The sequence below is a fragment of the Paenibacillus sp. JQZ6Y-1 genome (genome assembly GCF_040719145.1).
GTDB classification, from domain to species: Bacteria; Bacillota; Bacilli; order Paenibacillales; family Paenibacillaceae; genus Saccharibacillus; species Saccharibacillus kandeliae.
Genome location: NZ_JBFDUZ010000003.1, coordinates 204,888 through 229,611, shown reverse-complemented (window position 1 = coordinate 229,611; position 24,724 = coordinate 204,888). Strand labels below are relative to the sequence as shown.

Annotated in this window: 26 protein-coding genes and 1 riboswitch; of the genes, 15 read left to right on the top strand and 11 right to left on the bottom strand. The window is 47.7% G+C overall.

What is annotated here, in order from left to right:
- The first annotated feature begins 66 nt into the window (after positions 1 to 66).
- The 11 genes from ABXR35_RS17265 to ABXR35_RS17215 all read left to right on the top strand — a co-directional run bounded on the left by ABXR35_RS17265 (position 67) and on the right by ABXR35_RS17215 (position 11,807).
- Positions 67 to 888 (top strand): metal ABC transporter ATP-binding protein, encoded by an 822-nt coding sequence (locus ABXR35_RS17265; protein WP_367063204.1) that lies wholly within the window; start codon positions 67 to 69, stop codon positions 886 to 888.
- Positions 889 to 898: 10 nt separating this feature from the next.
- Positions 899 to 1,819, top strand: a complete 921-nt coding sequence (locus ABXR35_RS17260) for a metal ABC transporter permease (RefSeq protein ID WP_367063202.1) — start codon at positions 899 to 901, stop codon at positions 1,817 to 1,819.
- The gene (locus ABXR35_RS17255) at positions 1,809 to 2,690 is read left to right on the top strand and encodes a metal ABC transporter permease (protein WP_367063200.1); all 882 of its coding nucleotides are present in this window, start codon (positions 1,809 to 1,811) and stop codon (positions 2,688 to 2,690) included. Before ABXR35_RS17260 ends, ABXR35_RS17255 begins: the two co-directional genes overlap by 11 nt.
- Positions 2,691 to 3,633: 943 nt before the next feature.
- Positions 3,634 to 4,386, top strand: coding sequence for a Cof-type HAD-IIB family hydrolase (locus ABXR35_RS17250; RefSeq protein WP_367063198.1), 753 nt, complete (start codon positions 3,634 to 3,636; stop codon positions 4,384 to 4,386).
- A gap of 228 nt (positions 4,387 to 4,614) precedes the next feature.
- On the top strand, positions 4,615 to 5,100 hold the full coding sequence (locus ABXR35_RS17245) for a DUF456 domain-containing protein (protein WP_367063504.1): 486 nt from the start codon (positions 4,615 to 4,617) through the stop codon (positions 5,098 to 5,100).
- Positions 5,101 to 5,359: 259 nt separating this feature from the next.
- A complete protein-coding gene (locus ABXR35_RS17240) occupies positions 5,360 to 6,985 on the top strand; it encodes a putative polysaccharide biosynthesis protein (protein WP_367063196.1) in 1,626 nt (541 codons plus the stop codon).
- A 28-nt stretch (positions 6,986 to 7,013) separates the two neighbouring features.
- Positions 7,014 to 7,370, top strand: a complete 357-nt coding sequence (locus tag ABXR35_RS17235; protein WP_367063194.1) for a thioredoxin family protein — start codon at positions 7,014 to 7,016, stop codon at positions 7,368 to 7,370.
- A gap of 213 nt (positions 7,371 to 7,583) precedes the next feature.
- Positions 7,584 to 8,594: a COX15/CtaA family protein gene (locus ABXR35_RS17230; RefSeq protein ID WP_367063192.1), complete on the top strand. Its 1,011-nt coding sequence runs from the start codon at positions 7,584 to 7,586 to the stop codon at positions 8,592 to 8,594.
- 313 nt (positions 8,595 to 8,907) lie between these two features.
- Positions 8,908 to 9,060: riboswitch (SAM riboswitch) on the top strand.
- A gap of 131 nt (positions 9,061 to 9,191) precedes the next feature.
- The gene (locus ABXR35_RS17225; RefSeq protein ID WP_367063190.1) at positions 9,192 to 10,211 is read left to right on the top strand and encodes a methionine ABC transporter ATP-binding protein; all 1,020 of its coding nucleotides are present in this window, start codon (positions 9,192 to 9,194) and stop codon (positions 10,209 to 10,211) included.
- Positions 10,208 to 10,885, top strand: coding sequence for a methionine ABC transporter permease (locus ABXR35_RS17220; protein ID WP_367063188.1), 678 nt, complete (start codon positions 10,208 to 10,210; stop codon positions 10,883 to 10,885). The genes ABXR35_RS17225 and ABXR35_RS17220 overlap by 4 nt, the downstream gene beginning before the upstream one ends.
- Positions 10,886 to 10,964: 79 nt before the next feature.
- The gene (locus ABXR35_RS17215; RefSeq protein ID WP_367063186.1) at positions 10,965 to 11,807 is read left to right on the top strand and encodes a MetQ/NlpA family ABC transporter substrate-binding protein; all 843 of its coding nucleotides are present in this window, start codon (positions 10,965 to 10,967) and stop codon (positions 11,805 to 11,807) included.
- Between the two features lie 149 nt (positions 11,808 to 11,956).
- Here ABXR35_RS17215 and ybaK read toward each other — a convergent pair whose 3' ends face one another.
- Positions 11,957 to 12,436: a Cys-tRNA(Pro) deacylase gene (gene ybaK / locus ABXR35_RS17210; RefSeq protein WP_367063184.1), complete on the bottom strand. Its 480-nt coding sequence runs from the start codon at positions 12,434 to 12,436 to the stop codon at positions 11,957 to 11,959.
- 244 nt (positions 12,437 to 12,680) lie between these two features.
- Here ybaK and ABXR35_RS17205 point away from each other — a divergent pair, with 244 nt between their 5' ends.
- Complete coding sequence (locus ABXR35_RS17205; protein ID WP_367063182.1) at positions 12,681 to 13,451, top strand: SDR family oxidoreductase; 771 nt, start codon at positions 12,681 to 12,683, stop codon at positions 13,449 to 13,451.
- An 86-nt stretch (positions 13,452 to 13,537) separates the two neighbouring features.
- On the opposite strand, the gene ABXR35_RS17200 is transcribed toward ABXR35_RS17205, so the two are convergent.
- Complete coding sequence (locus ABXR35_RS17200) at positions 13,538 to 13,786, bottom strand: NifU family protein (protein WP_367063181.1); 249 nt, start codon at positions 13,784 to 13,786, stop codon at positions 13,538 to 13,540.
- A gap of 299 nt (positions 13,787 to 14,085) precedes the next feature.
- Between ABXR35_RS17200 and ABXR35_RS17195 the strand changes: the two genes are divergently transcribed.
- Positions 14,086 to 14,340 (top strand): YuzB family protein, encoded by a 255-nt coding sequence (locus tag ABXR35_RS17195; RefSeq protein ID WP_367063179.1) that lies wholly within the window; start codon positions 14,086 to 14,088, stop codon positions 14,338 to 14,340.
- Between the two features lie 139 nt (positions 14,341 to 14,479).
- Here the strand turns inward: ABXR35_RS17195 and ABXR35_RS17190 are convergent, their stop codons facing one another.
- Both ABXR35_RS17190 and mqnE read right to left on the bottom strand, forming a co-directional pair.
- Positions 14,480 to 15,556 (bottom strand): NAD(P)/FAD-dependent oxidoreductase, encoded by a 1,077-nt coding sequence (locus ABXR35_RS17190; protein ID WP_367063177.1) that lies wholly within the window; start codon positions 15,554 to 15,556, stop codon positions 14,480 to 14,482.
- Positions 15,557 to 15,880: 324 nt separating this feature from the next.
- Entirely contained in the window at positions 15,881 to 16,987 is a 1,107-nt protein-coding gene (gene mqnE / locus ABXR35_RS17185) for an aminofutalosine synthase MqnE (RefSeq protein WP_367063175.1), read from the bottom strand.
- A 451-nt stretch (positions 16,988 to 17,438) separates the two neighbouring features.
- On the opposite strand from mqnE, the gene ABXR35_RS17180 reads away from it, so the two are divergent.
- Positions 17,439 to 17,801: a HesB/IscA family protein gene (locus ABXR35_RS17180; RefSeq protein ID WP_367063173.1), complete on the top strand. Its 363-nt coding sequence runs from the start codon at positions 17,439 to 17,441 to the stop codon at positions 17,799 to 17,801.
- A 257-nt stretch (positions 17,802 to 18,058) separates the two neighbouring features.
- On the opposite strand, the gene ABXR35_RS17175 is transcribed toward ABXR35_RS17180, so the two are convergent.
- Complete coding sequence (locus ABXR35_RS17175; RefSeq protein ID WP_367063171.1) at positions 18,059 to 18,268, bottom strand: hypothetical protein; 210 nt, start codon at positions 18,266 to 18,268, stop codon at positions 18,059 to 18,061.
- A 214-nt stretch (positions 18,269 to 18,482) separates the two neighbouring features.
- Positions 18,483 to 19,205, bottom strand: coding sequence for a metallophosphoesterase family protein (locus ABXR35_RS17170; RefSeq protein WP_367063169.1), 723 nt, complete (start codon positions 19,203 to 19,205; stop codon positions 18,483 to 18,485).
- 224 nt (positions 19,206 to 19,429) lie between these two features.
- Between ABXR35_RS17170 and ABXR35_RS17165 the strand changes: the two genes are divergently transcribed.
- A complete protein-coding gene (locus ABXR35_RS17165) occupies positions 19,430 to 20,257 on the top strand; it encodes a hypothetical protein (protein WP_367063167.1) in 828 nt (275 codons plus the stop codon).
- 298 nt (positions 20,258 to 20,555) lie between these two features.
- On the opposite strand, the gene ABXR35_RS17160 is transcribed toward ABXR35_RS17165, so the two are convergent.
- From ABXR35_RS17160 to ABXR35_RS17140, 5 genes are all read right to left on the bottom strand, one after another.
- Positions 20,556 to 21,425 (bottom strand): hypothetical protein, encoded by an 870-nt coding sequence (locus tag ABXR35_RS17160; RefSeq protein WP_367063165.1) that lies wholly within the window; start codon positions 21,423 to 21,425, stop codon positions 20,556 to 20,558.
- Positions 21,426 to 21,873: 448 nt separating this feature from the next.
- Positions 21,874 to 22,482, bottom strand: a complete 609-nt coding sequence (locus ABXR35_RS17155) for a hypothetical protein (RefSeq protein WP_367063163.1) — start codon at positions 22,480 to 22,482, stop codon at positions 21,874 to 21,876.
- A 166-nt stretch (positions 22,483 to 22,648) separates the two neighbouring features.
- A complete protein-coding gene (locus ABXR35_RS17150; RefSeq protein ID WP_367063161.1) occupies positions 22,649 to 23,305 on the bottom strand; it encodes a hypothetical protein in 657 nt (218 codons plus the stop codon).
- Positions 23,306 to 23,637: 332 nt separating this feature from the next.
- Complete coding sequence (locus ABXR35_RS17145; RefSeq protein WP_367063159.1) at positions 23,638 to 23,865, bottom strand: hypothetical protein; 228 nt, start codon at positions 23,863 to 23,865, stop codon at positions 23,638 to 23,640.
- Between the two features lie 151 nt (positions 23,866 to 24,016).
- Positions 24,017 to 24,703 carry a TraX family protein gene (locus ABXR35_RS17140; protein ID WP_367063157.1) on the bottom strand — a complete coding sequence of 229 codons (687 nt, stop codon included), beginning with the start codon at positions 24,701 to 24,703 and terminating at the stop codon, positions 24,017 to 24,019.
- Positions 24,704 to 24,724 lie beyond the last annotated feature (21 nt).

Genomic DNA, 24,724 nt, shown 5'->3' with positions numbered 1-24,724 from the left:
TGTACAATCCGAAGACACGAATACAGTACGAGAAAACAATCCTAGCTCCTAAAGGAGGGCGATTCAATGACTACATCGTTATCCGCATCCACCTCAGCCCATATCACGAGTGGTTCTATCTCTGCAAATGATTGTCCGCTCCGCGTTGAAAACATCACAGTCAGTTATCATAAAAAGCCAGTTGTACAAAATGTTTCGTTTACACTGGGCGAAGGTCGCCTGATCGGTCTGCTTGGACCGAACGGTGCTGGTAAATCGACGCTGCTGAAGGCAATGCTGGGACTGGTACCAACGCTCAGTGGACAGGTACACATTTACGGGAAGCCCTATACCGAGCAGCGCAAACGAATCGGTTATGTCCCGCAGCGCGAATCAGTCGATTGGGATTTCCCTACCCACGCATTGGATGTTGTACTAATGGGTACCTATGGACGGCTAGGCTGGTTCCGTCGTCCAGGCAAAAAGGAAAAAGAAACCGCGATGGAATGTTTGCGTCAGGTAGGGATGGCAGATTATGCGAGTCGCCAGATTAGCCAGCTATCTGGCGGACAGCAGCAGCGTATCTTTTTGGCGCGTGCATTGGCACAGCAGGCGGATTTGTATTTGATGGATGAGCCTTTTGCTGGTGTGGATGCAACGACCGAAAAGGCGATTATTACACTACTGGAACAACTCAAGCAGCAGGGGAAAACCGTTCTTGTCGTGCATCATGATCTGTCGACCGTGGAATCCTATTTTGACGATGTACTGTTGTTGAACCGTGAACTGGTAGCAGCCGGACCGGTTGGTCAGACATTTACAGCGGACATGCTCCAACGTGCCTACGGAGGCAAGATTACGTTTTTACAGTCAAACGATCAAGGCGGCATAATCATCGCCGGAAAATAAGGAGGGATATATGATGACTATGCTCATCTCCATGCTTGGCGATCCCAATGTACGCTGGATTATCGCAGGCTGCATGCTGCTCGGACTAAGCAGTGGCGTCATCGGCTGCTATATGGTGTTGCAAAAGCGTAGCCTGATCGGTGATGCGCTTGCTCATGCCGCTTTGCCGGGTATTTGTATCGCCTTCATGCTGACGGGCGCCAAATCGGCGCTGGGCTTTTTTATCGGGGCGTTGATTGCCGGGGTAATTGCGACCTTTGGTATTCGTTGGATTACGACCTATTCACGCATCAAGCAGGATGCAGCGCTGGGCATTGTACTGTCGCTCTTTTTCGGTATCGGTGTATTGCTGCTTACTCGGATTCAGCATAGCGGGGACGGTGGACAGAGCGGATTGGACAAATTTTTGTTCGGTCAGGCGGCGTCTATGATGCGTGAGGATTTGTATTTGCTCACAGGAATCAGTGTGGTGCTGCTAGTATTATGCGGCTTACTGTTCAAACAGTTCAAGCTGATTAGCTTTGACCGCGATTTTGCTCGCGGATTGGGCTGGCGCGTAGTTTGGCTGGAGCAATTGATTTTGCTGCTGACCGTTGTCGTGGTCGTATCCGGCATTCAAGCGGTTGGCGTTGTATTGATGTCAGCGCTGCTGATTACGCCAGCAGTTGCGGCGCGGTATTGGACAGATCGTTTGTATATGATGCTGATCATTGCCGGAATATTCGGGGCTGTGAGCGGCATAGTTGGTACGTTATGGAGTGGAATGGTATCGCAGTTACCGACTGGACCTGTAACCGTATTGGCATCAACGCTGATCTTTGCTGCATCGGCATTATTAGCTCCACGCCGCGGCTGGCTGGCACGGATGTGGCAGCATCGTCGCAATCGGCAACAATGGCAGCGCAATGGAGGGGTAACACATGAGCAGTGATTTTTGGATTATAACGACAGCGATTCTCATGTCGGCAAGCTGCGGATTGCTGGGCTGCTTTTTGATTTTGCGCAAAATGGCACTGATCGGCGACGCGATTAGCCATGCTGTATTGCCGGGCATCGCCATCGCGTTTCTATTTAGCGGTGGACGGGATTCGCTGGCAATGATGATCGGCGCGACTGCGTTGGGATTGCTGGCGGTCTTTCTGATTCAATGGTTGCAAAGCTCTGGTGTGCAATCCGATGCGTCCATTGGCATTATTTTTACCGTCCTATTCGCCATTGGTGTAATCATTGTCAGTCTGAATGCACGCAACATCGACTTGGACCTTGATTGTGTGTTATTTGGCGAAATTGCCTATGTACAGTGGGATACTTGGACACTGAACGGCATGGATATGGGACCACGCTCCATCTGGATGCTGGGCTTCACTTTGATCGTAGTGGTAACGCTGCTAACGCTCTTTTACAAACAATTCAAACTAACCGCATTCGATCCAGCACTCGCGGCTGCCTGCGGCATTCCCGTACTGTTATTCCATTACCTGCTTATGGGTATGGTGTCGATGACTTCCGTCGCTTCATTTGAAAGTGTGGGCGCGATCCTCGTCGTCGGTATGCTCGTCATTCCGGCAGCAACCGCCTACCTGCTAACTGACCGCCTGCATATCATGCTGCTGACTAGTGTAGCTGTCGGCATCGCCAGCTCGATCCTCGGCTACGCCGCCGCATACATCCTAAACGCCTCCATCGGTGGCAGCATCGTCACCACTGCAGGGATCCTGTTCATCATCACTTTCCTACTTTCTCCTCGCCATGGCATCCTACTCCGCAAATGGCGCCAAACCAGGGCTGTTCCAGCCGAGTAATACAGTAGAACAGGGCAGAGAAAAATAGAGGGAAACAGACTAAAACAGAGTGGAACATAGAAAAAAGAGCAGAGCAGCACAGGGCAGATTAGAAGCAAGCAATATTTGCCTACGTGAACCCAACATATCACCACCATCCAGAAACACCAAACCCCATGAACCAAACACAACAGCCACCCCATATAGAATAAAACTACTAACTAAACCAAAAGGTACAGTGCAACATACACTGTGCCTTTTGGTTTTATTCTCAATGATCCAACCCATTCATCTGACCGCATTCCTATCATCTTTCTGAAAATGGGTATATACATAATTCAAAAGAAAAATCTTACGAAAACCTGATTTACATTTTACAAAAAATTTTGAGAGCACGAATCAGAGTATGCTACACTTATCTTGATATGAAGTTAATGAGATTGCGAATATACTCGATCTCGCAAAAGTGTAAATGATCCTACTTATCCCAAAGTGCGCAACTGTTCCATTGCTGTCTTAAACGGTATGTAGATACTGCATATAGTTTGAAATACTTTTCTGTCTACATCGCTATAATTTGACAAGTGACAAGTGACAAGTGACAAGTGACAAGTGACAAGTGACAAGTGACAAGTGACAAGTGACAAGTGACAAGTGACGAGTAAGAAGTGAGAATATGCACGGAACGGAGAGAAGGAATAAGGGAAAAGAACGACTTACAGTGTTTGTGATTTGCAAACACGGGGTTCGATAAAAAGTGATTTTTGCGAAGCGAAATATCTTACAGCTTTGGAGCTGCGGGAATCTTCATTCTTTCCTAATCCAAAAGATTCCCGCGGCTCCACCCGAGGACGTTCCCTTATTCCTTTCCGCAGTGGATAAATCATCAACGCTCTACTGTTCCACTGCTCCAACGCAAAACGTTAATTTCCAAACAGACTAAATTCAACTGGAGGACCCACCAATGACAACCCCTAAATACAAACTACTCGCCCTCGATATGGATGGCACCCTGCTCAACGACAATCACGAAATCAGCCTTGAAACAAGCAAATGGATCCACAAAGCGATGGACGCTGGCATTCACGTTTGCCTGTCTACTGGTCGTGCTGCTTCCAGCGCATTGCCATACGGACAAGAACTGGGATTGGAAACACCGATGGTCACTGTCAACGGCAGTGAAGTATGGAAATCCCCGCGCGAGCTGTATCGTCGTACGCTGCTTGACCCGGACAATATCCGCAAAATGCACCAGCTGGCTATCGACAAGGATGTCTGGTTCTGGGCATATTCCGTTGAGCGTCTTTACAACCGAGATAACTGGCTGGACGAGAATCAGCCGCTAGAGCAAGTAGAATGGCTCAAATTTGGCTATAACACGCCTAACGACGAGCTGCGTCATGATATTCTTATGACCTTGCAGGACATGGGTGGACTGGAAATTTCCAATTCGTCTCCGTACAATCTGGAGATCAATCCACTCGGCATTAATAAAGCAACAGGTATCGCTGAAGTATGTAAGCTGCTGAATATTGACATGTCCGAAGTGGTCGCAGTTGGCGATAGTCTGAACGATCTGGCAGTAATTCAAGCGGTCGGTTTGGGCGTAGCGATGGGTAATGCACAGGATACAGTCAAACAAGAAGCCGATTTGGTCGTTGCCAGCAACAATGATGACGGCATCGTTGAAGTGATCCGCGATCATATTCTCGTTTAACGTATAAGTATCGGTCTACAACCATATATCATGGCATGATATACATGTTGATGAAGTCCCCATAGTCAATGTCTTCATTTCTCTACATGTTTTTGAAACGAATGTGTCAATTGCAGAGTATACAGGTATACAAACCTATGAGGTCATTTGCCAACCTTCATAGCAATACACATCGATTTCGATGATCCGCGTATTGGACATCGTAACAAGGAGAGACGATATATGACGATGGAGATTATTGGCTGGGTGCTGGTCATTGCCCTGTTTATTATCGGGATGCTGGGTACCATCTACCCAATCCTGCCTTCGGTTGTAGCGATTTATTTTGCCTTTTTCGTATACGGCTGGTTTTTCACATTTGCTGAGTTTGGACCGTGGTTCTGGATCATTGAAACGGTAATTGTGGTTGTACTGCTCGTCGCCGATTATTTGGTCGGTGCTTATGGAACGAAGAAATTCGGTGGCTCAAGGCTGGCAGTGATTTTATCTGTTATCGGTATGGTGATTGGTCCATTTGTCATTCCGGCATTTGGCTTGATTCTTGGTCCATTGATCGGTGCGGTGTCGGCAGAGCTGATTCAGGGACGTGACTGGAAGAACGCGCTGCGTGTCGGCTGGGGAACCGTGCTTGGACTGTTTGCCAGCGCTGTTGTCAAAATCATTTTGCAGCTTGCTATGATCGGTGTCTGGATCATCTGGATTGTTGTGCATTGATGATACTGTTTTTGCGATGGTGGAACATTCGTACACAAAAGGTGATATCGATATACCGCATATCGACAGTAATCGTTTAAGTTGTGGTTTTCTATAACACTGTGACGATTTCGTTTGTTTTGTCGCATTGCGAAGCGGGGCGATGCGTGTCTATAATAGTAATGCTGACGTAAAACGACGACCGGAGGGCGAATCAGCCTTCCGGTTTTTATATTGTCTGCTAGTTTGCAATATTGGCATTGAGAGAAGGGGAATCATTTTGTCTAAAGGCGAATCATTTATTAAAGGCACGATCATTCTGGCAGCCGCTGCACTTGTAGCGCGTGTGCTCGGTCTGGTGCAGCGTGTGCCGCTGGAGCATATGCTCGGCTTTACTGGGGATGCTTCGTTTACGCTGGCTAACAATGTATATTTGATGCTGCTAGCGGTTGCCACAGCTGGTATTCCAAGTACACTCAGCAAAATGGTATCTGAACGCTATGCACTTGGACGTCCACATGAAGCACAGCGTATTTATTATGCGGCACTGTTATTTGCGGGAGCAGCTGGTGTAGTGATGACGCTGCTGATGTACATAGGGGCACCGTACTATGCACAGATGGCAAAAGAGCCGTCTGCGGCATTGGCATTGCAGGCGATTGCACCATCCTTGCTGCTGTTTCCAGCCATTGCGATGATGCGCGGATATTTCCAAGGACGCAATATGATGTCTGCTGGCGGTATTTCGCAAATTGTTGAGCAGTTTGCACGTGTACTGACTGCTATTTTGCTGGCATATACGCTGCTGCGGATCGGTTATGGGGATATTGAAGTTGCAGCCGGTGCATCGTTTGGTAGTGTGCTGGGCAGTATAGGGGCATTTGCCGTAATGCTGTATTACACTTTGAAGCTGCGTCGTCAGGATGCAGCCAACCGACTCAGTACAGCGTCCAGTGCATCGGAAACGGTTATTCCACTGCGCCAGATTTATGGTGATATTTTCAAACTATCGATTCCGATTGTCATCTCATCGCTGACGATTCCGGCAGTAAACTTTATCGACGGTACGCTGATCAAGCCACTGCTGGTCGGTCATATCGGCGACGGCGCAGCTACTGCGGCGCTTGGTATTCTCGGAACACGCGCACAAAGCATTGCCGGTATTCCACCGATTCTAGCGATTGCGCTTAGTACATCGCTCATTCCGGTGATCTCGGCAGCCTATGCGCGCCGAGAAGAGGATACGCTGAAGCGTCAGATTTCGCTGGCGCTGCGCATTTCGGTATTAACGGGGATTCCAATTGTTCTGATGCTAACGACAGCGGCATATTCGATTAACGGTTTGCTGTTTACGAATACGGAAGGAGCAGGCATTATTGCGCTGCTCACGCTGGGTACGATTTTCCAGATTACGATGATGACAACCAACTCGATGCTGATCGGGATTAACAAGGTCAATCTGTCCATGTTCCATGTGCTCGCTGGGATTGTACTGAAGCTGATTATGAGCGTCGCACTGGCACCGCTGCTAGGCATCTATGGCATTATCGCGGCGACAGGCTTGTGCTTCATCCTCATCACGGTGCTGAATCTGCGTTCGTTGCGTCAGGTGGTACCGTTCTCTGTACTGGGGAATCGCTGGATTGGATTTTTGCTGACAGTGATTATATTGACAGTAGTAGGTCTGCTGCTAAATCAGGGTGGCATTGCGCTGACTGCGTATATGAATCATAGGGTTGCATTTTTCCTCGGTTGTTGTATGGTAGGAATAGCAACGCTGGTTATGTATCCGGTCTTGCTGGTGGTGCTGCGCGTCGTAAGAGCAGAGGAGTTATCCTCGTATCCGGGTCCGCTGCGTAAGCTGCTCGGTCCGCTAATGCGATTGCAGCGCGGCAAAGCATCTTAATTTGATGTTCCAAAAGGAGGAATAGGTCATGCAAATCATCAATACAAGCGAAAGCTTTCATACAACCATTGCTTCACCAGAATTGACGATTGCTGTGTTCAAAGCCGATTGGTGCGGAGACTGCAAGTATATCGATCCATTTATGCCAGAGGTAGAGTCTCACTATGCAGATCGTCTGCGACTGGTGGAAGTAGATGTGGATGGCGTGGGCGACGTGAGCCAAGAGCAAAATATTATGGGCATCCCAAGCTTTGTAGCTTATGCGAACGGCAAAGAATTGATCCGTTTTGTTAACAAAGCGCGCAAATCCCGTCAAGAAATTGAGCAGTTTTTGGATCGTGCAGTTGAAGTGTACAATACACTGAATGCACAAACTGCCGAATAAAAAGTACTACCAATGCACAAACTGCCGAATAAAAAGTACTACCTTACAGCCTGTTCCCATCTGATGCGGAGCAGGCTGTTTACGTTGGATGTACAGGCAAGATTGATCATTTTTTGTCACAAAGCATACGGTATCTCCGCCCGTCCTTTCGTTATAATAAAAGAGGACTTCACATGAACGTCACTATTAACTAAACAGCGGGTGATTCTTATTATGGCACGTAAGCCACTGATCACGATTCGACAGTTAAAATGGTTGAGCTATATAACCTGTATCGCTATGTTTTTGGCTACAATGGGCGGTTTGGTCGTTACGAAGACCGGCTCTGGAATGGGATGCGGTGCACAATGGCCGCTCTGTCACGGTCAATTTATTCCCGCTTATACGATCGCCTCGTTGATTGAGTACACGCACCGAGCAGTGAGCGGATTTGCTGGTTTGACTGCATTGTTCTCGTTTATCGGATTTATGTTTTTTAACAAAAATCGTGAATTGCGACTGTATGCGCTGCTGACATTTATATTCGTTATTTTGCAGGCAATTATGGGCGCGATGGCGGTTGTCTTTTCCCAATCCTCGGCTGTGATGGCATTGCACTTTGGCTTTGCGATGATCGCTTTCTCCAGTGCGATGCTGATGGCATTCACAGCGCGGCGATTGCATATTCGCCAACAGACACATGATCTGTCCAATCAGCCGCCAGTCAGCAAGGGCTTCCGTAATCTGACTTGGTTTGCTACGATCTTCACGTATATTGTCGTTTACACCGGAGCGTTTGTGACGCATACGGATTCGCGCGGCGGTTGTTCTGGGTTCCCGCTTTGTAACGGAGCAATTGTACCGGAATTGTCTGGTGGTGTAGCTGTTGCCTTCCTGCACCGTGTAGCAGCAGTGGCACTGGTGATCGTTATTGCGATTCTTGGTCATTACGCATATCGTTACCATCCGAACAATCCGGGCATTCGCAAAATGGGTCTGATTGCAGTCCTGTTCATTCTGCTGCAATTTGTCAGCGGTGCAGTCAACATCTTCACCATGAGCGTACCGGAAATCTACTTCTTCGCTACAATGGCGCATACATTATTAATCCAGTTCCTGTTCGGGATTCTGTGTTATATGAGTCTGCGTACATGGCAATTGAGTCGCGGTCCACGCGGTGAGATTGCGCCGGACGCATGGAACAAAGAAACACCAAGCGACAAAGGCGTGCCTGCACCACGTTGATGATATACAAATCATTTGTACCGCAGCACCATTAGCACGAGCTACGAGCTACGAGTTGCATACCAGCTGACAACACCGATCTCATGGTGTTTGTCAGCTGTTTTCATATGAGACAACAATGATTTTATTCCAGCATCGTACACCATTTTGCATCTTCCCATACACCATATAACTGGATGTGAACGGGAAATGGCGGAACTTTCTACCAATATGAATATTTGCTGAAATAGGTGAAAAAAGCGGATTTTGCACTTTACAAAGACTGTGAAGTTCAATATACTGAGTAAAGATTTTCATTCGATGTTTTCATATTTTCTTATCGAGAGTGGTGGAGGGACTGGCCCGATGAAGCCCGGCAACCGATTTTGCGGATGGCAATACGCCTTTTCAAAATGACATGGTGCTAAATCCTACAAGATGACAGCTGTACAGCATATGCACAGTCTGTGATTTTGGCAGATGAGAAGGCAATATCTTACGGATAGAGAGCCCTTTTCTGCAGGAAATGGGCTCTTTTTTGTGTATAAAAAGAACCAGTTGAAAATAGATACGAACGAAATCGCAACATGATTGACAACAGGGAGGAGGACCATACGTTTGATCCGTCTTGAGAACCTAACCAAAGTATACGGAAAAGGCAAGAACCTGAGTCCGGCACTGGATAACCTGAACCTGTCGATCGAAAAGGGTGAAATTTTCGGTGTGATCGGTCATTCCGGTGCAGGCAAAAGTACACTGATCCGATGTATCAATTTGTTGGAGCGTCCAACTTCTGGGCATGTCTGGATTGATGATGTGGATATGACTCGACTAGGCAAGCGGGCATTGCAAACCCGTCGCCGTAAAATTGGCATGATCTTTCAGCATTTCAATCTGCTCTCCTCAGCAACGGTGTATGACAATATCGCCTTCCCGCTGAGACTGGTGAAAACGCCGGAAGCGAAAATCCGCTCTCGTGTGCAGGAGCTGCTGAATCTGGTCGGTCTGGAAGCTCATGCGCGCAAGTATCCAGCGCAGCTGTCTGGTGGACAGAAGCAGCGTGTCGGTATCGCTCGTGCATTGGCAAGCGACCCGGATGTACTTCTGTGTGATGAAGCGACGTCTGCGCTTGATCCGCAGACAACGAACTCAATCCTCAATCTACTGCTGGATATTAATCAGCGCTTTCATCTGACGATTGTGCTCATCACGCATGAAATGAATGTAATTCAGACGATCTGTGACCGTGTTGCCGTCATTCATCAGGGTGGCATTGTGGAGCAGGGTCCTGTTGCGGAAGTGTTCCTGAAGCCGCAGCATGTGGTTACGCGCGACTTCATTACGCGCGAATCGAGCGAGGGTACATTGCTCGATGCTGTGCTGGCAGGTCCACACAGCGCTTCTTCATTGGCTGTGAAAGTCTCGTTCCTTGGAGAGAAGACGTACGATTCGATTTTGTCGCGTGCCGTACGCGCAACCGGTGTAGACTTTGCTATTTTACAAGGAACGATCGGAACGCTAAAAAGTGTGCCGTATGGACAACTGGTTGTACGCTTTGACGGTGAATCGGCTGCAGTGCAGCGAACGCTGGAAACGCTGAAAGCGGAAGGTCTGAATGTGGAGGTGATGGAATCGTGAGCAACTTTGGCGAACTGGACTTTTCACAGATTGACTGGAGCGAATTCGGTACAGCGACGATTGAGACGCTAGAGATGGTCGGAGCATCTGGACTGTTTACTTTGCTGATTGGTCTGCCGCTAGGCGTATTGCTGTTTATGACGGCACGTTCTACATCCGGCTTTTTACGCGGATTGTATACGGTACTGTCGGTTATCGTGAATATTTTGCGTTCCGTACCATTTATTATCCTGATTGTGGCTTTGCTGCCGGTGACGGCCATGATTGTTGGTACATCGATTGGTGTCAAAGGAACGATCCCACCACTTGTTATTGCGGCTGCGCCGTTTTTTGCACGGCTAGTGGAGACTGCGCTGCGTGAAGTGGATCGCGGTGTGATTGAAGCAGCGTATGCGATGGGTGCATCAACTGGGCAAGTTGTCGGTAAAGTACTGCTGCGCGAAGCGATGCCGGGACTGCTGGCTGGTCTGACCGTAACAATCGTCGCACTGGTATCCAATACAGCGATGGCTGGTATGATCGGTGCAGGTGGACTGGGTACACTCGCAATCAACTACGGTTATTACCGTTATGATATGGGCGTTATGCTCGTAGCGGTCGTACTGATGGTTGTCATCGTACAGGCGCTACAAATGCTGGGCGATCGTCTGGTGATTCATTTTTCACGCCGATAAGCAAGTTATCGGGTAGGTATAATGCGTTTATGACACTTTTATCATACTCATACTACATTAGAAAAAGGGGAACATGAACATGAAAAAATGGTTGCTTGCACTTCTTAGCGTAATGCTGATTGCGGTTGTTGCCGCTTGTGGTAACAGCTCTTCCAGCAATAGTAATGAGTCCGCACAATCCGGTGCTTCCGGTAGCTCTTCTGAGCCAGTAACGCTGCGCGTCGGCGCAACTGCTGTACCGCATGCTGAAATCCTGAATCACCTGAAACCAACGCTGGAAGCAGAAGGCGTTAACCTAGATGTTGTTGAATTCACAGACTACATCCAACCAAACGTACAGCTGAATGACGGCAAGCTGGACGCAAACTATTTCCAAACAAAGCCTTACTTGGATGAGCAAAACAAATCCCGTGGTATGGATCTGGTAACGGTACAAGGTGTACACATCGAGCCATTCGGTGGATATTCCAAAAAGTATACGTCGCTTGACCAACTGCCTGACGGTGCAACCATCGCGATCCCGAACGAAGTATCCAACGGTGCGCGTGCACTGATCCTGCTGGCTAATAACGGTCTGATCGAGCTGAAAGACAAAACAAACATCACTTCGACTATCAAAGACATCACATCCAACCCGAAAAACCTGCAATTCAAAGAGCTGGATGCAGCGATGCTGACTCGTCAGCTGGATCAAGTCGATATGGCGATGATCAACATGAACTATGTACTGGAAGCAAAAATCGATCCTAAATCTGCACTGGTGGTGGAAGATAGCAGCGCTCCATATGCCAACTATCTGGTATCCCGTGCAGATAACAAAGATTCCGAAGCAATCCAAAAGCTGGCAAAAGCGCTGACTTCCGATGATACCAAAAAGTTCATTGAAGAACAGTACAAAGGTGCAGTTATCCCTGCATTCTAAGTCATTGCGAACAGATGAACAAATCAAAAAGAGCATTCCGCTTATGACAAGCGGGATGCTCTTTTTATATTCCTCAAGCCGATATCCATCAAGCCACCATTAATCTCTACAGAAATGCACTAAGCATCTGCACATACATACAATTACAATCAAATGCACACCTCAGCAAATTGGGCTTTGACCACCTCTGCCAGTTGCTGTGGCGCAAGCTCCACCTGCATCCCCACCTTACCAGCGCTAACGATGATCGTTTCCAGCGTCTCCGCACGATGATCAATAAAGGTAGGATAGAGCTTTTTCATGCCAACGGGGGAGCAACCACCACGAATATAGCCAGTATGGGCGAGTAGCTCCTTCACAGGCAGCATATCGAGCTTTTTCTCGTTTGCTGCTCGTGCTGCTTGTTTGAGGTCCAGTTCTTCCGCGACAGGAATGACGAAGATATGCAGCCCATGTTTTCCACGGGTGACGAGTGTTTTATGTACGATCTCAGCAGGCTTACCAATTTTTTCGGCTACGGCATTGCCGTGTACTTGACCGTCTTCGGGATCGTATTCGTGTACGTGATACGTGATATGTTCTTTATCTAGAATGCGCATGGCATTCGTTTTGGCTTTGGCTGAACTCATGATCATGTTCCTTTCCTCAGGTTCTATGGAGCACGAATTCCTTGTTTACATGCTTCTTTTTCTAATGTACTGCAAATAGGGTGGAGTTTCAAACCAATCACAGCACGGGTAAGGAATTTGATAGCTAACCTGCTGTATTGTCAGAGATACGAAATGAAATGTACTCACTATTTTGACATTGTAGTAAATAAATCGGTACACTGGACATGAAACGTACGCAAGATCGATTGAAGGAGGCACACGATTGGAACGTAAAACCGCCCTTATTACCGGAAGTGCCAAAGGTCTTGGCAAAATGACGGCGCTCACATTGGCGAGCCAGGGTCATCATATTGCATTGAATTACGTACACAGTCGAGAGGAAGCGGAGCAGCTTCAGCGACAGATTGAACATATGGGCGTGCACTGTATTGCGGTGCAGGCAAATGTATCTAAAGAGCAGGACATTGACCGTTTGGTGGATGAGGTGGAGCAGCAGCTAGGTACAGTCGACATTCTGGTGAACAACGCGGGACCCTTTATCCGTGAACGGCGCTTATTTGCCGACTATGAGCGTTCCGAGATTATGGAGCTGCTACAGGGCAATCTGATCGGCACGATGCTGCTGGATCATCGGGTGCTGTCTGGTATGCGTGAACGTAAGTGGGGGCGTATTATCCACTTTGGCTTTGGTCATGCTGCTGAATCGCGTTCATGGCCACATCGCGCGGTCTATGCAGCAGCTAAAGTCGGCTTGGTGTCCTTTACCAAAACACTTGCTGTAGAGGAAGCATCCAATGGCATCACCGTGAATATGATCTGTCCGGGTGATATACGCGGCGACAACAAGGAAAAGCGGATTGAGGATGTACTCGGGATGAGCGATGGCGAAACCCCGCGTGGACGCCCGGGAAGCGGCGAGGATATCGCCCGTGTCATCTCGTATCTGTGCGAGCAGGATTCTGATTTTATCACAGGCAATATTATGGACATCTCCGGCGGGCTGGACCCGATCCGTCCCTACGTTGGTAAATAATCAGCATAAAAAAGAGACCCTTCCGTAGTGGAAAGGTCTCTTTTGGCTGGTAATCGCCTATACGTTAAGCATGAACAGGAAACAGATTAGAATACCTGTACAACCTCTTCCACACCTTCAACTTCTTCGAAAAGGGCGCGCTCAATACCAGCTTTCAGTGTGATCGTGGAGCTTGGGCAGCTACCGCATGCACCCATCAGCTTCAGTTTGACGATACCGTCTTCAACGTCTACCAGTTCCACGTCACCGCCATCGCGTTGCAGGAACGGACGCAATTTATCCAGCACTTCAAGCACTTCATCATACATTTGTGTTTGTACGCTATTATCACTCATATTGTTCAACTCCTTTCGTAACTACATTATAATATAAAAGTAAACCAATTTCAGCATTTGTACCATTGATTTTTATACTCATTTCAAATTTATTTTAAAATTTGCCTTATTATCCGATACAGAAGAGGCACATCGTGCTAGAATAAAAAGGATGTAGCGCTGCAAAAGATGGCTGATCTGTGCAGTCAATTGCAGGTTTGCAGACCTTTTACTTTTGTTAGAAATGGAGTGGGCTACGCACAAGAATCATGCCAAAAAGCGAGCATCACAGAGCAATACAGATTGGAGTGTTATATATAATGAGACCGATTATCGAATTTTGCCAAAGCAATATGCATAATGGGACGGACATGATCCTGAAGGAGCTGGAAGGCAACCCGGATTATGATGTAGTAGAGTATGGCTGTCTTGGCAACTGCGGACAATGCTACGCTATGCCGTATGCACTGGTCAACGGAGAGATCGTATCAGCGGACGATGCTGATTCCCTATATACTTTAATCAAGGAAAAGATCGCCGAAGCCGATGCGTGGGCGAATCTGGATCTCGATTGACAGATGATCAATAGCGTCATAAAAAAACCTTCTATCCCGTACAAGGAGCAGTAGCTCCAACGTACGGATATAGAAGGTTTTTGTTGTATATTCTATTCTAGTGTAACCGACCTGTATCAGATCGCGATAATAGTATATCCTAGCCGAAATGGTGCTTGGACATCCACAGTACGCCACTTTTCAGCAGGCGAGGAACACGACCGGTAACGGAGCTTTTGCCGCCAAAGCCAAAGCCGGAGCCAAAGCCCGCATGCTTACCAAGTGCACCGAGTGTACCTTTCAGCTTAAGTGGTTGTACTTTTGGTGTTTCGCCTTTCCAACCAGCAACGACGACGTTAGCAATCTGCTCCGCCTGAGACTCTGCTGCTTGTGCGCTGGCTGCGAATGGCAGAGAAGCGCAATCACCGCATACAAATACTTCTGGGCGACCTGGGATGCGGTACAGATCATCCAGAATGACGCGACCAGAGTTATCTTGGTTAACATTCAGTTCATCAATCAGCGGCACGGGACGAATACCGGCAGTCCATACTGTAATATCCGCAGGAATACGCTCGTCGGGTCCGTTATAGACGCAATCTGCTTCGACACGGCTAATATTGATTTTGTTGCGAAGCTCTACATTATGCTCGCGGAACCATGCTTCTACGTATTTGGACATACGTGCTGGTGAAGAGGAGAGTAGACGTTCACCGCGATCCAGGATGCGTACATGCAGATCTTCGCGACTTTCCCGAATCTCCGCAGCGATCTCAATACCACTCAGACCACCACCGACAATATTAACCGTCGATTGTGGAGGCAGATTGTTGATGCGACGATATGTCTCGCGAGTCGCTTCAAAGGTTTGAATCGTGCATGTATATTCATCTGCGCCGGGTACGCCGTGGAAATTGTCAGTACAGCCCAGTGCGATAACCAGCTGATCGTAAGCGAGCGATTCACCATCTTCAAACTGGATACTTTTCTCGTCCAATTGAATGCCGGTCACTTCGCCATAACGAATATTCAGCTTGGGATGAGTTGGATATTTTACGCGCAACTCCATATCGGAGGATGTGCCTGCCGCCAATGCGTAGTATTCGGTTTTCAGCCCTTGAAATGGCATGCGGTCTACCAAAATCAGTTGGGTATCCGCCGGTATTTTCTGATCCAGCAGTTCGTGCAGCAGCGTAATGCCGCCGTAGCCTCCGCCTAGAATGACAAAGTTTTTCATAGTATCTTCTCCCTTATATGCAGTGTGATGGATAGGGAATACAGTGGATTCCCGAATAGCAATGATATAGATGGAAATGATCATGATGTGTACAGGCATCATCCGGCACGATTGAGGATAGAAGAAACCGGGTGAAGCCGATTGGCCTGACTTAGCGCCGTAGGTATGTACGACGGCAGGCGTATAAACAGGCTTTACTTGATGAGCGTACATGTAGGCATGCAGTTCACAAAAGTAAAGCCCGATATAGGTTGAAATGTGGAGCGTGAAGCGAATGAAGGAGCAAACGCGCGGTCATGCCGCGCGTGATCCTATGTCATATGCTCAGTCGTACACTTTGATTTCGTTATAGAAGGTATCCCGCTCAACCGGAATGCGGCCTGCACCTTTGACAAGCCATACCAATTCCTTACGTGTCAGCCCTTCCGGTGTCAGAGCGCCGGCTGCGTGACTAATACGTTCTTTGAGGATAGTGCCGTGTACGTCAGATGCACCGAATGCCAGTGCCATCTGCGTCAGCTGGGTACCGATGTTAATGAAATATGCTTTGATGTGATCGATATTGTCCAGCATTAGACGGCTGATCGCAATCGTTTTGAGATCTTCATACGCGGAGTTGCGGCGCATGATGCTTGCGTTTTTGCTTTTTGGCTGCATAGACAGCGGAATGAATACTTGGAATCCGTTGGTTTCGTCTTGAAGCTCACGGATATGAATCATATGCTGTACACGATCTTCGTAGCTTTCAATGGAGCCGTACAGCATTGTGGTATGCGTACGCATTCCCAGCTCATGCGCCGTACGGTGAACCTCCAGATAACGGTCTACATTGGCTTTGTCGACGCGCATTTTTTTGCGATACTCGTCAGACAGAATCTCGGCACCGCCACCGGTCAGCGATTGCAGACCTGCTTCGCGCAGTTTGATCAGCACTTCGCGTATATTCAAGCCGCTGATCCGAGTGAAGAAATCGATCTCTGCCGCTGTATAGGCTTTGAGCGTAACTTCTGGGAATGCTTCATTCAGGGCTTGAAGGGAATCTACATAATATTGGAACGGTACATTGTTGTTGTGACCGCCGACAATATGGAACTCACGGATGCCCGGATGAATATGCTGCTTCACATAATCGACCATTTCTTGGCCGCTCAGCGTATACGAGCCTTCTTCCCCTTCATCCTTACGGAAGTTACAAAATGCGCAATGTGCTTCGCACACATTGGTAAAGTACAGGCTCATATTTTCGATAAAGTAAACTTTATTGCCATTTTTGCGCTGGTTGGCTTCATTCGCCAGCTGCCCGATGGTCAAAATATCGTCACTTTCATATAAATAGACGCCATCTTCAAGCGTTAAACGCTCACCGGTGCGTACTTTGTGAATGATCTCCGCCATGCGAGTATCCGTATGCGGTGTAATAATGGTGGACATGCTAGATTCCTCCTGTTCTCCTTGACGCTTCTGTCTCTGGTGTCATCATCCGGTAAGACTCCCCTTGTCCTGTCTTACACCAATTTGGCACTATTGAATAATAGTAGAAGTATATCGCTCATCATTTCATCTGCGATTGATGCCAGCATTCGACATCGATAGTTCAGATTTAAAATAATGTCCATTATCCAATATACAATAATATACATAAGAAGTCATCAGCAAAAGACTATATTTGTGAAAAAAGGTACAACGAAAAATAAGGCTAAAAAGAGAATTGTTTATGACGAAAATTCGACATTTGATGTCAGCGTTCACTTATCCATTATAAACCTCTACTGGGACACGGGCAACACAAATGCTTAAAAAATGGGGTATTTTCATACAGGAATATGCCTTGAGACCCTCTCTGCGGAGGAGTATAATGGAAAGGGAAAAGGAGGGAATACAGATGATTATAATCAGTGATGCAGCAGCAACACGCATGAAGGAAATCATGGCTGACCAGGACATTCCCGGCCTGTTTGTTCGCGTAGGCGTCAATGCCGGCGGATGCAGCGGATTTTCGTATGCGATGGGCTTTGACAGCGAGGAATCCGAACAGGATATATATATGACGATTCAGGATATGAAGGTAGTTGTCGATAAGGAAGACCTCAAGTTTCTGAACGGTCTGGAGATCGATTTTGAAGAATCCGGTCTATCTGGCGGTTTCACCATTCATAATCCGAATGCAATTGCGACTTGTGGTTGCGGTTCGTCGTTCCGCACGCGCCAAGAGGACGAAGTATTGGCTCAGCCTTGCGAGGATTGAGTGTATGGCGCATAATCCGTGCGCTGGTATAACAATACTCGGAGTATGTTGGAATTGCGAAAAGCACATAGTACGTACAAAGCACCTGCCTACAGACGTTCATTCTGTAGAGCAGGTGCTTTTTTGTGCTGATATTTTATTTGTAGCTTAGATGCTCATAGGCGAATGTCGATGCTGATCATAGACTAGATAATCCATTATGTACAAACTGAAAATCCGCCAGCCGTCAGCACCCCATCGTGCTGTTGGTGGCAGACTTACTTGTTGACAAAGATTGTCTGGTTACGCTGATAAAAGGTTAAGTCTCCCAGTTCATTTCTCAGTGCTATGTAATCACTGCCGATTCGCTCGATCACACCATGCTCTACACTAAAGCCGGGCTGCCAGGCGTAGATCCGTTCCTGAAACAGGGCGGCGGCGAAGAAATGGACATTGGTGGTTAATTTGCGTTCTGTGCTTTCGTTCATGGGCGCCTCCTAGTTTGTTCATCGGTAACCAATAGAAAAGGAAAAGTAGCAGCATCTCTCGGTTTGCCGGTAGCTATTATCATTGTTAGATAACAGCCCTATCATCTATTGTAAAAGCTATATCCCCCTATGACAAATATTCTGGCTATTCGTCACGAAACGGATACATATTTACTATAGGAGCCGTGCAAACCGAGGTGTTGCACAATAAGCTTTATGCCTGTACTTTGCGCACCGAATACGCTGTGCCGTTGGTCAGATCAAGCGCATTGAGTTGACCGCCATATACCGCGCCGCCGTCGATGCCAATAATCCGGTTCGTGCCGTAATAAATCTCGAAATTGCTATTGTCATGATATAGATAAAACGTGGGCGTATGACCGAATACGATGAATTTGTCACCATCATATCCGTTATGAAACGCTTCGCGAATCCAGATCAGCTCGCGTCTAGAGCATTCCTCTGGTCTTTTGCCGGGTTCAATGCCAGCATGCACACAAATATAATGGGGCGTCTCATAATACAGTCGTAGGGTACGGATAAACGCCAGATGTCGATCCAGCACATCATTATGCAGATCCGGCAAATGAAAATCTTCACCAGACAGCGTAATGAGCTGCTCGCGGGTAAACCCATAGCTTTGCAGCGTAGCCAGTCCGCCATTCACTTTCAGCCAGCGATTCCAATCCGCTTCGCGTCCGCTGGTCAGCGCCGTTAGCATCAGATCCTCATGATTACCAAGTAGGGCAACCGCGCCCTGATCCACCAATTCTATCACGCGCTCCAACGTCTCGCGTGCATCACTGCCCCGATCGACATAATCACCGAGCAAAATAAGCTGATCCTGTGCAGGATCATATTCCGTTAGTTCAAGCAGTTGGTTCAGCAGGTCAACCTCACCGTGAATATCGCTGATAGCAATCATACGCTGTGTCATGGGGATTCCTCCTCTGCATACAATACGGGGATGTACAGGCTCAACCTGTGATGTGAAAATCATACTGAAATAATAAACAATATTTCCGTTTATCATATCATAAATTACCTTAAAATTTTTTTAGAAAGTGTTCACGCGCAGTTCACAAGCCTTTTCTACAATGCCTTTATAGCCGAATACAACTTGGATGACAGCAGCGGCTACAACACAAGGAGGCAACGAACATGAAGAAATGGACCATCGTTTTAGGTACAACAATGGCAATCGCGATGCTGGCAGGATGCAGCACCGGTACGAATACAGCAGCAACCAGCGCGGCAACGACAGCAACAAGCACATCAACAACCGACGGCTCATCCGCAGCCGATCATACTGCTGCATCAACAGACAGTATGCAGAATCAACAAGCAGCCGATCTATTTGGTAAAATCAAATCGGTAGACGGCAATACGATCACATTGTACAAATCCAATATGGATCCATCCGCGATGGGTGGTGGAGGAGGCGGTACACCGCCGCAAGGACAACCGGGCGACGGCGGCGCTTCCCCAGCTGATGGGGGTCAGACGCCACCTGCTGTACCGAATGGCGAGACGCCAACCGCTCCACCGAATGAAGGCACGCAAGCACCAGCCGGACAATCCAGTGAAACTTCGTCTACATCGACTTCGCAGAGTAGTGGCGGTAATGCACAGGGACAAGGTGGCGGACAAAATATGTTCTCTGACGAAACAATCACCATTACTGTCTCCGACAGTACGGAAATCTCCGCCACGACGATGGAGAACAATGAGATGAGCACGACAACCAAATCCGTTTCTGATCTGAAAGAAGGCGACATCATCAGCGTATGGCTGAACGCCAGCGATTCTTCCGCAGCCGACAAGATCCAGTTATCTGCTGGTATGGGTGGAGGCATGCAAGGCGGCGGTATGGGTGGCCGTGGCGGCGCTGGTGGAGCACCGCAAGGCAACGAAGGCGGAGCATCCGCTGACAGCAGCAATTCTGACTCTGCCACCGACAGCAGTGCATCCACAACGTCGGCAGGTTAAGTAAACTGGGCTGGCGATTCATTGATCCTCGTTGATCTTTCTTTTCCGCATCTACTACGGTTAACAGCAACCAACGTACTTGATGACCGAGAAGCGCGTTCTAAGCCGAGAAGCATGTTCTAAGCAAGGATACGAACGAAGATAGAGCAGGATAGCAATGACCAATAGAAGATCACAAAATAGGAATAGAAAAGAACCCGTATCTCTATAACTCAGAGATACGGGTTCTTTGTTGTCGATCACGCTAGCTATATTCTAGCTGCATTCACCTGTACAAGCTGATGCAGACCCGAAGGAATTAAGATTCCGAAGAAGTGGATTCATTTGTTGCTACCGGTGGTGCTGGTGGAGCATCCGGTGGAGTTGGAGCATCTTTACCCGGAACTGGCGGTGCAGGAGGCGCTTCACCATTTGCTGGTGCTTTCGGCTCTTCGCGTACTTCGATGCGAGTAGCTTTTTTGCTGTCACTTGCCAGAACGACGGCGATATGATCACCCACATTCAGATCGGACAAGGACAGTTTCGTTTCGGTGATGCCAGATTTCGGATCGCCACTTACTTTTACAATATACGTCGAGTCGGTTACAGTTACGGTTGAACTGCCGCCATACGTGTCTTTACCTACAGAAGGCAATGGTTGGGCGGGTTTATTCTGTCCATACGTATCACGTTGAACAGAGGTCGAACGGTTAGACGTTTTGCTTGTTTTCACCGATTTGTCTGTTTTTGTAGCTTTGGTCGATTGGTCCGCATTCACCGGTGGAGTTGGTGGTGTCGGTGGCGTTGGTCGTTCTACGGTAATCGAACTGCCACTGATTTTTGTGATGTGACCATCTACACGATTTTCATGTGCTGCTCCATCTGGCAATGCCGGTGGTGCTGGTGGCGTTGGTGCTTCGCCGTTTGCTGGTGCTGGTGGAGGAGCAGGAAGCTCACCAGTTGGTGCTGTTGCGCTATTAGAAGACGAGCTTTTCGCCTGCGTTTGATTTTGCTGTTGAGATCCGGGGCCAAAGCCTGCCGGAGCTTGTTGTACTTGAGCTGCACGTCCGTTGCTACCATTACTGCTTTGTTCATTGGAAGCTGCGGATACGAATGTTGTAGAGACTGTGCCAGCGAGCAATACTGCTGAGAATGCCGATGCGGAGAGTACTTTCCAAGTTGTCTTCATAATTGTTCATTCCTCCTTAATATTGCTGAACATGATGTTTAAAAATATGTTCCAACGCAGTGTACCCAGGCTATATGAACTCTATATGAACAAAAGCTTAAAAATCTCTCATATTCGCTCTTTGACAACACCATTTCATCTTCATAAAGCCTATAGTGATGCGGGTTGTATACATTTTGAACATTAGATTGAATTTTAATAAAAAAATTTAAAAAGAGTGCTGAATTTCGTTTGTAAGACGGATAACAGGAGCTAGACGCAGTGAAATTGCACAAAAAGAACCGCTACCAACGAATAAATCGGTAGCGGTTCTTATTTATAAATAATAGCGATATGACGTATGCGCAATCGTGAATATACCTATGCAGCGACGCTGTCAGGCAGTGGTACCAACGCCGTACGTTCTTGCTGCCAATGGTATAGCCTTGAGGCTGCAAGATAATGATGATTATTTGCTGCTTGTTGTTTTTGCGGTTGTTTTGGTAGCTGTTTGAGCAGGCATGATTTCGATTTTGCTAACTTTGGTTGTACTACCCGATGCTAGCGTAATGAAGACAACGTCACCGGCTTTTAAGGAAGATAGAGATTTTTTCGTTTCTGTTGCTTTGGTGCTGTTCGCTGTACGGGTTACACTAACGACGCTTGTTGCACTGGTTGTAGTCAGTGTAGTTGCGGTAGTGCTAAAGCTCATGCTAGGTGGTTGACCGCCTGCATTGGCTTTGGCTACGCCATCTGCTGGAGCTGTAGGCGCTGTACCGCTTGGTGGAGCTTCGCCAGCTTTTGGAGCTGTAGAGCCTTCCGTACCGCTTGGAATATCCGGTTGAGTGGACGATTTGTAGACAACTAACTTGCCGCTGCTTACTGATTTTACTTTAGCAACGATCGCATTTGTATTAGCGGTTGCTGCTTTGGCAGTGCTAGACTTCGTTGTTGTCGATTTGGTGGTCGTTGCCTTGGTTGTTGTAGCTGCGCTAGCAGTGGAAACGGATGCAGCAGCGGTGCCAGCCAGCAGAGCTGCGGATAATGCGATACCGGATATAACTTTCAGTGCTTTCATTATAGAGTTCCTCCCGAAATGTTAAGGTTAGTGTAAGCCAGGTGACTGTCTTACTGTTACAAAGTATAGGCTGGCTATATGAACTCCCAATGAATAAAGTCTGAAGTTGTATAAATAAGTTCTTAATATTCATTAAGGAATGGATCAGCTGCGCCAAATGAAGAGATTATTTCATCAACTCAACTTCGATGACTTTCTGGCTGCCAGAAGCAAGATGGACAGCAAGCAGATCGCCGACGTTTAGATTGGAGAGGTTTTGTTTGGTTTCCTTGATCACATCGCCGTCTTCGTCATGCAGGACGGTCGTAATTGGTGTCGATTCAGTCAAGGTATAGGTGACGGTTGCTCCGTTGTACGAAGGGCTGTCCCAATCTTCGTCTTTGGAGCGGTAGATGGTGATTTTGTTACCGGTAATCGCTTTGATTTTACCAATAACTAGATCCTGCTCGCTGGCTGTACTCACTTTATTGATAGATGCTGCTTTGACAGCAGGTTTGGTAGGCGCTGGCGCCGGTTGAGTATTTTGGTTCAATTGCTCATCCGGTAGTGGAGCAGGTGCAGCAGCCTCATTATTCATGGGCGTTGGAGCATCCGTGTCTGGTGCTTGCACTTGTGCTGCTTGTTGCGCTGCCCATTGCTCCTCGGTCAGTGCAGCAGGCTTCGCCTGAGCGGTTGTGTTTTGCGCCGTGACGGCAGTTGTTTTATGGATGACGGTAGATGCCGGAGTCGCTGCGCTGGCAGTGCTGAACGAAGCGAATGTACCTCCCAGAATAGCAGTAGACAGGGCAACGCCAGACAACATGTGCAGAGTTTTCGTTTTCATTATAAATTCCTCCTTTGAGTGAGAGCCGTTATAGCTGAATCGCTTGTGATTGGTTCGGCTCTGAGATGAAGTATAGGTGCGTGAAATGAACGACGCGTGAACAGGAGCTAAAATCATTTTCAGCTTTTGTTCATCAATTCAGCACATAAAAGAAGGGAAATACGCACAGCAAACATGCTCCACGCACGATACCTGCGTAGAAGTGTAGACCAGACACCATCATCGAAATGCACAAAAAAACCACCGCTCCCCGCTCATGCAGGAAACAGTGGTTCATGTCGTTCAATCAGCAGTATGCTTGAATATCCCTACCTTATTCGTCCGTTGTTCACTCAGTCTGTTTGAAACATCGTTACATCGCGACTGTACAGGCTTTTCGTTCCGGATTGCAAATTACGCACACGCACATACTTGTTGGTGTAAGCTTCAACATATCCACGCCCGATTTCACAATAGACACCCGCAGCATCTTCTTGCCATACGGTAATTAGACTACCAGACAGCCCTGCTGTAAAAAAATGAATGTCTTCAGTCAGGTTATGTTTTTTGTTCGATTTCATGGAGGAGCCCCTTCCTATATTTAAAACCGCCTGGATGACGGCGGAATTGTTCCGGTAAAGATTATACTCCATGCCCGTTCATCTGGCGATAGCTTTTTATATAAAAACAGAAAAAATCGGAAAATCTTCATGGTATCGGTAAAAAAAGCACCTACAGATAACCGTAGGCGCTTCCTTGTACGATGATAGCAATGATCGCCAGATGAGCGGGATAGAAAGCGCGCCACAACCAGCGCGGCGGCTGTAACCAGCCCAGCCACGAAGGACGTTCAGCAGGCGATTTTGCTGTATGCTGGGCCTGCATCTGCTCGCTGATTGTAATGAGCAATGTGGCAAGTATGCTATACACCTGGATTGAGCTGTTCAGATGACCAAGCACGAACAGAATATCCATGACCAGATGCAGAAGCACCCGCCAGTAGCCCTTTGCATACCGGAAGATGAGAATTAGCAGAATACCATATGCTCCATAATCCGTATGCAGCACTTCAGCGATCCATGCTACGACAAGCGCCAGCAGAATGGATAACGCAACATAGCGCTTGGGAATCCGATCTATCGCGATGATAAGCAGCAGACCGAACAGCAGCGTAAACACAACGTTCAGGTTTTGAATGTTAAAAGCGAACATAAACGGAAACTGTGCCAATACCGCAATGGTTAACAGCCGACTGGCATAGGTGCCTTTGTTGCGGGTGTAGCTGTAGCCGACCACAATAAAGTAGCAGTAAATCGGGAATGCGAGCCGCCCGATTACTCTCAAATAACGCTCATCTGGAAAAAAAGCATATCCTAGATGATCAATCAGCATCGTAATCATTGCGAGCCATTGCAGCATGCCGCACCTCCAAGACGTTCA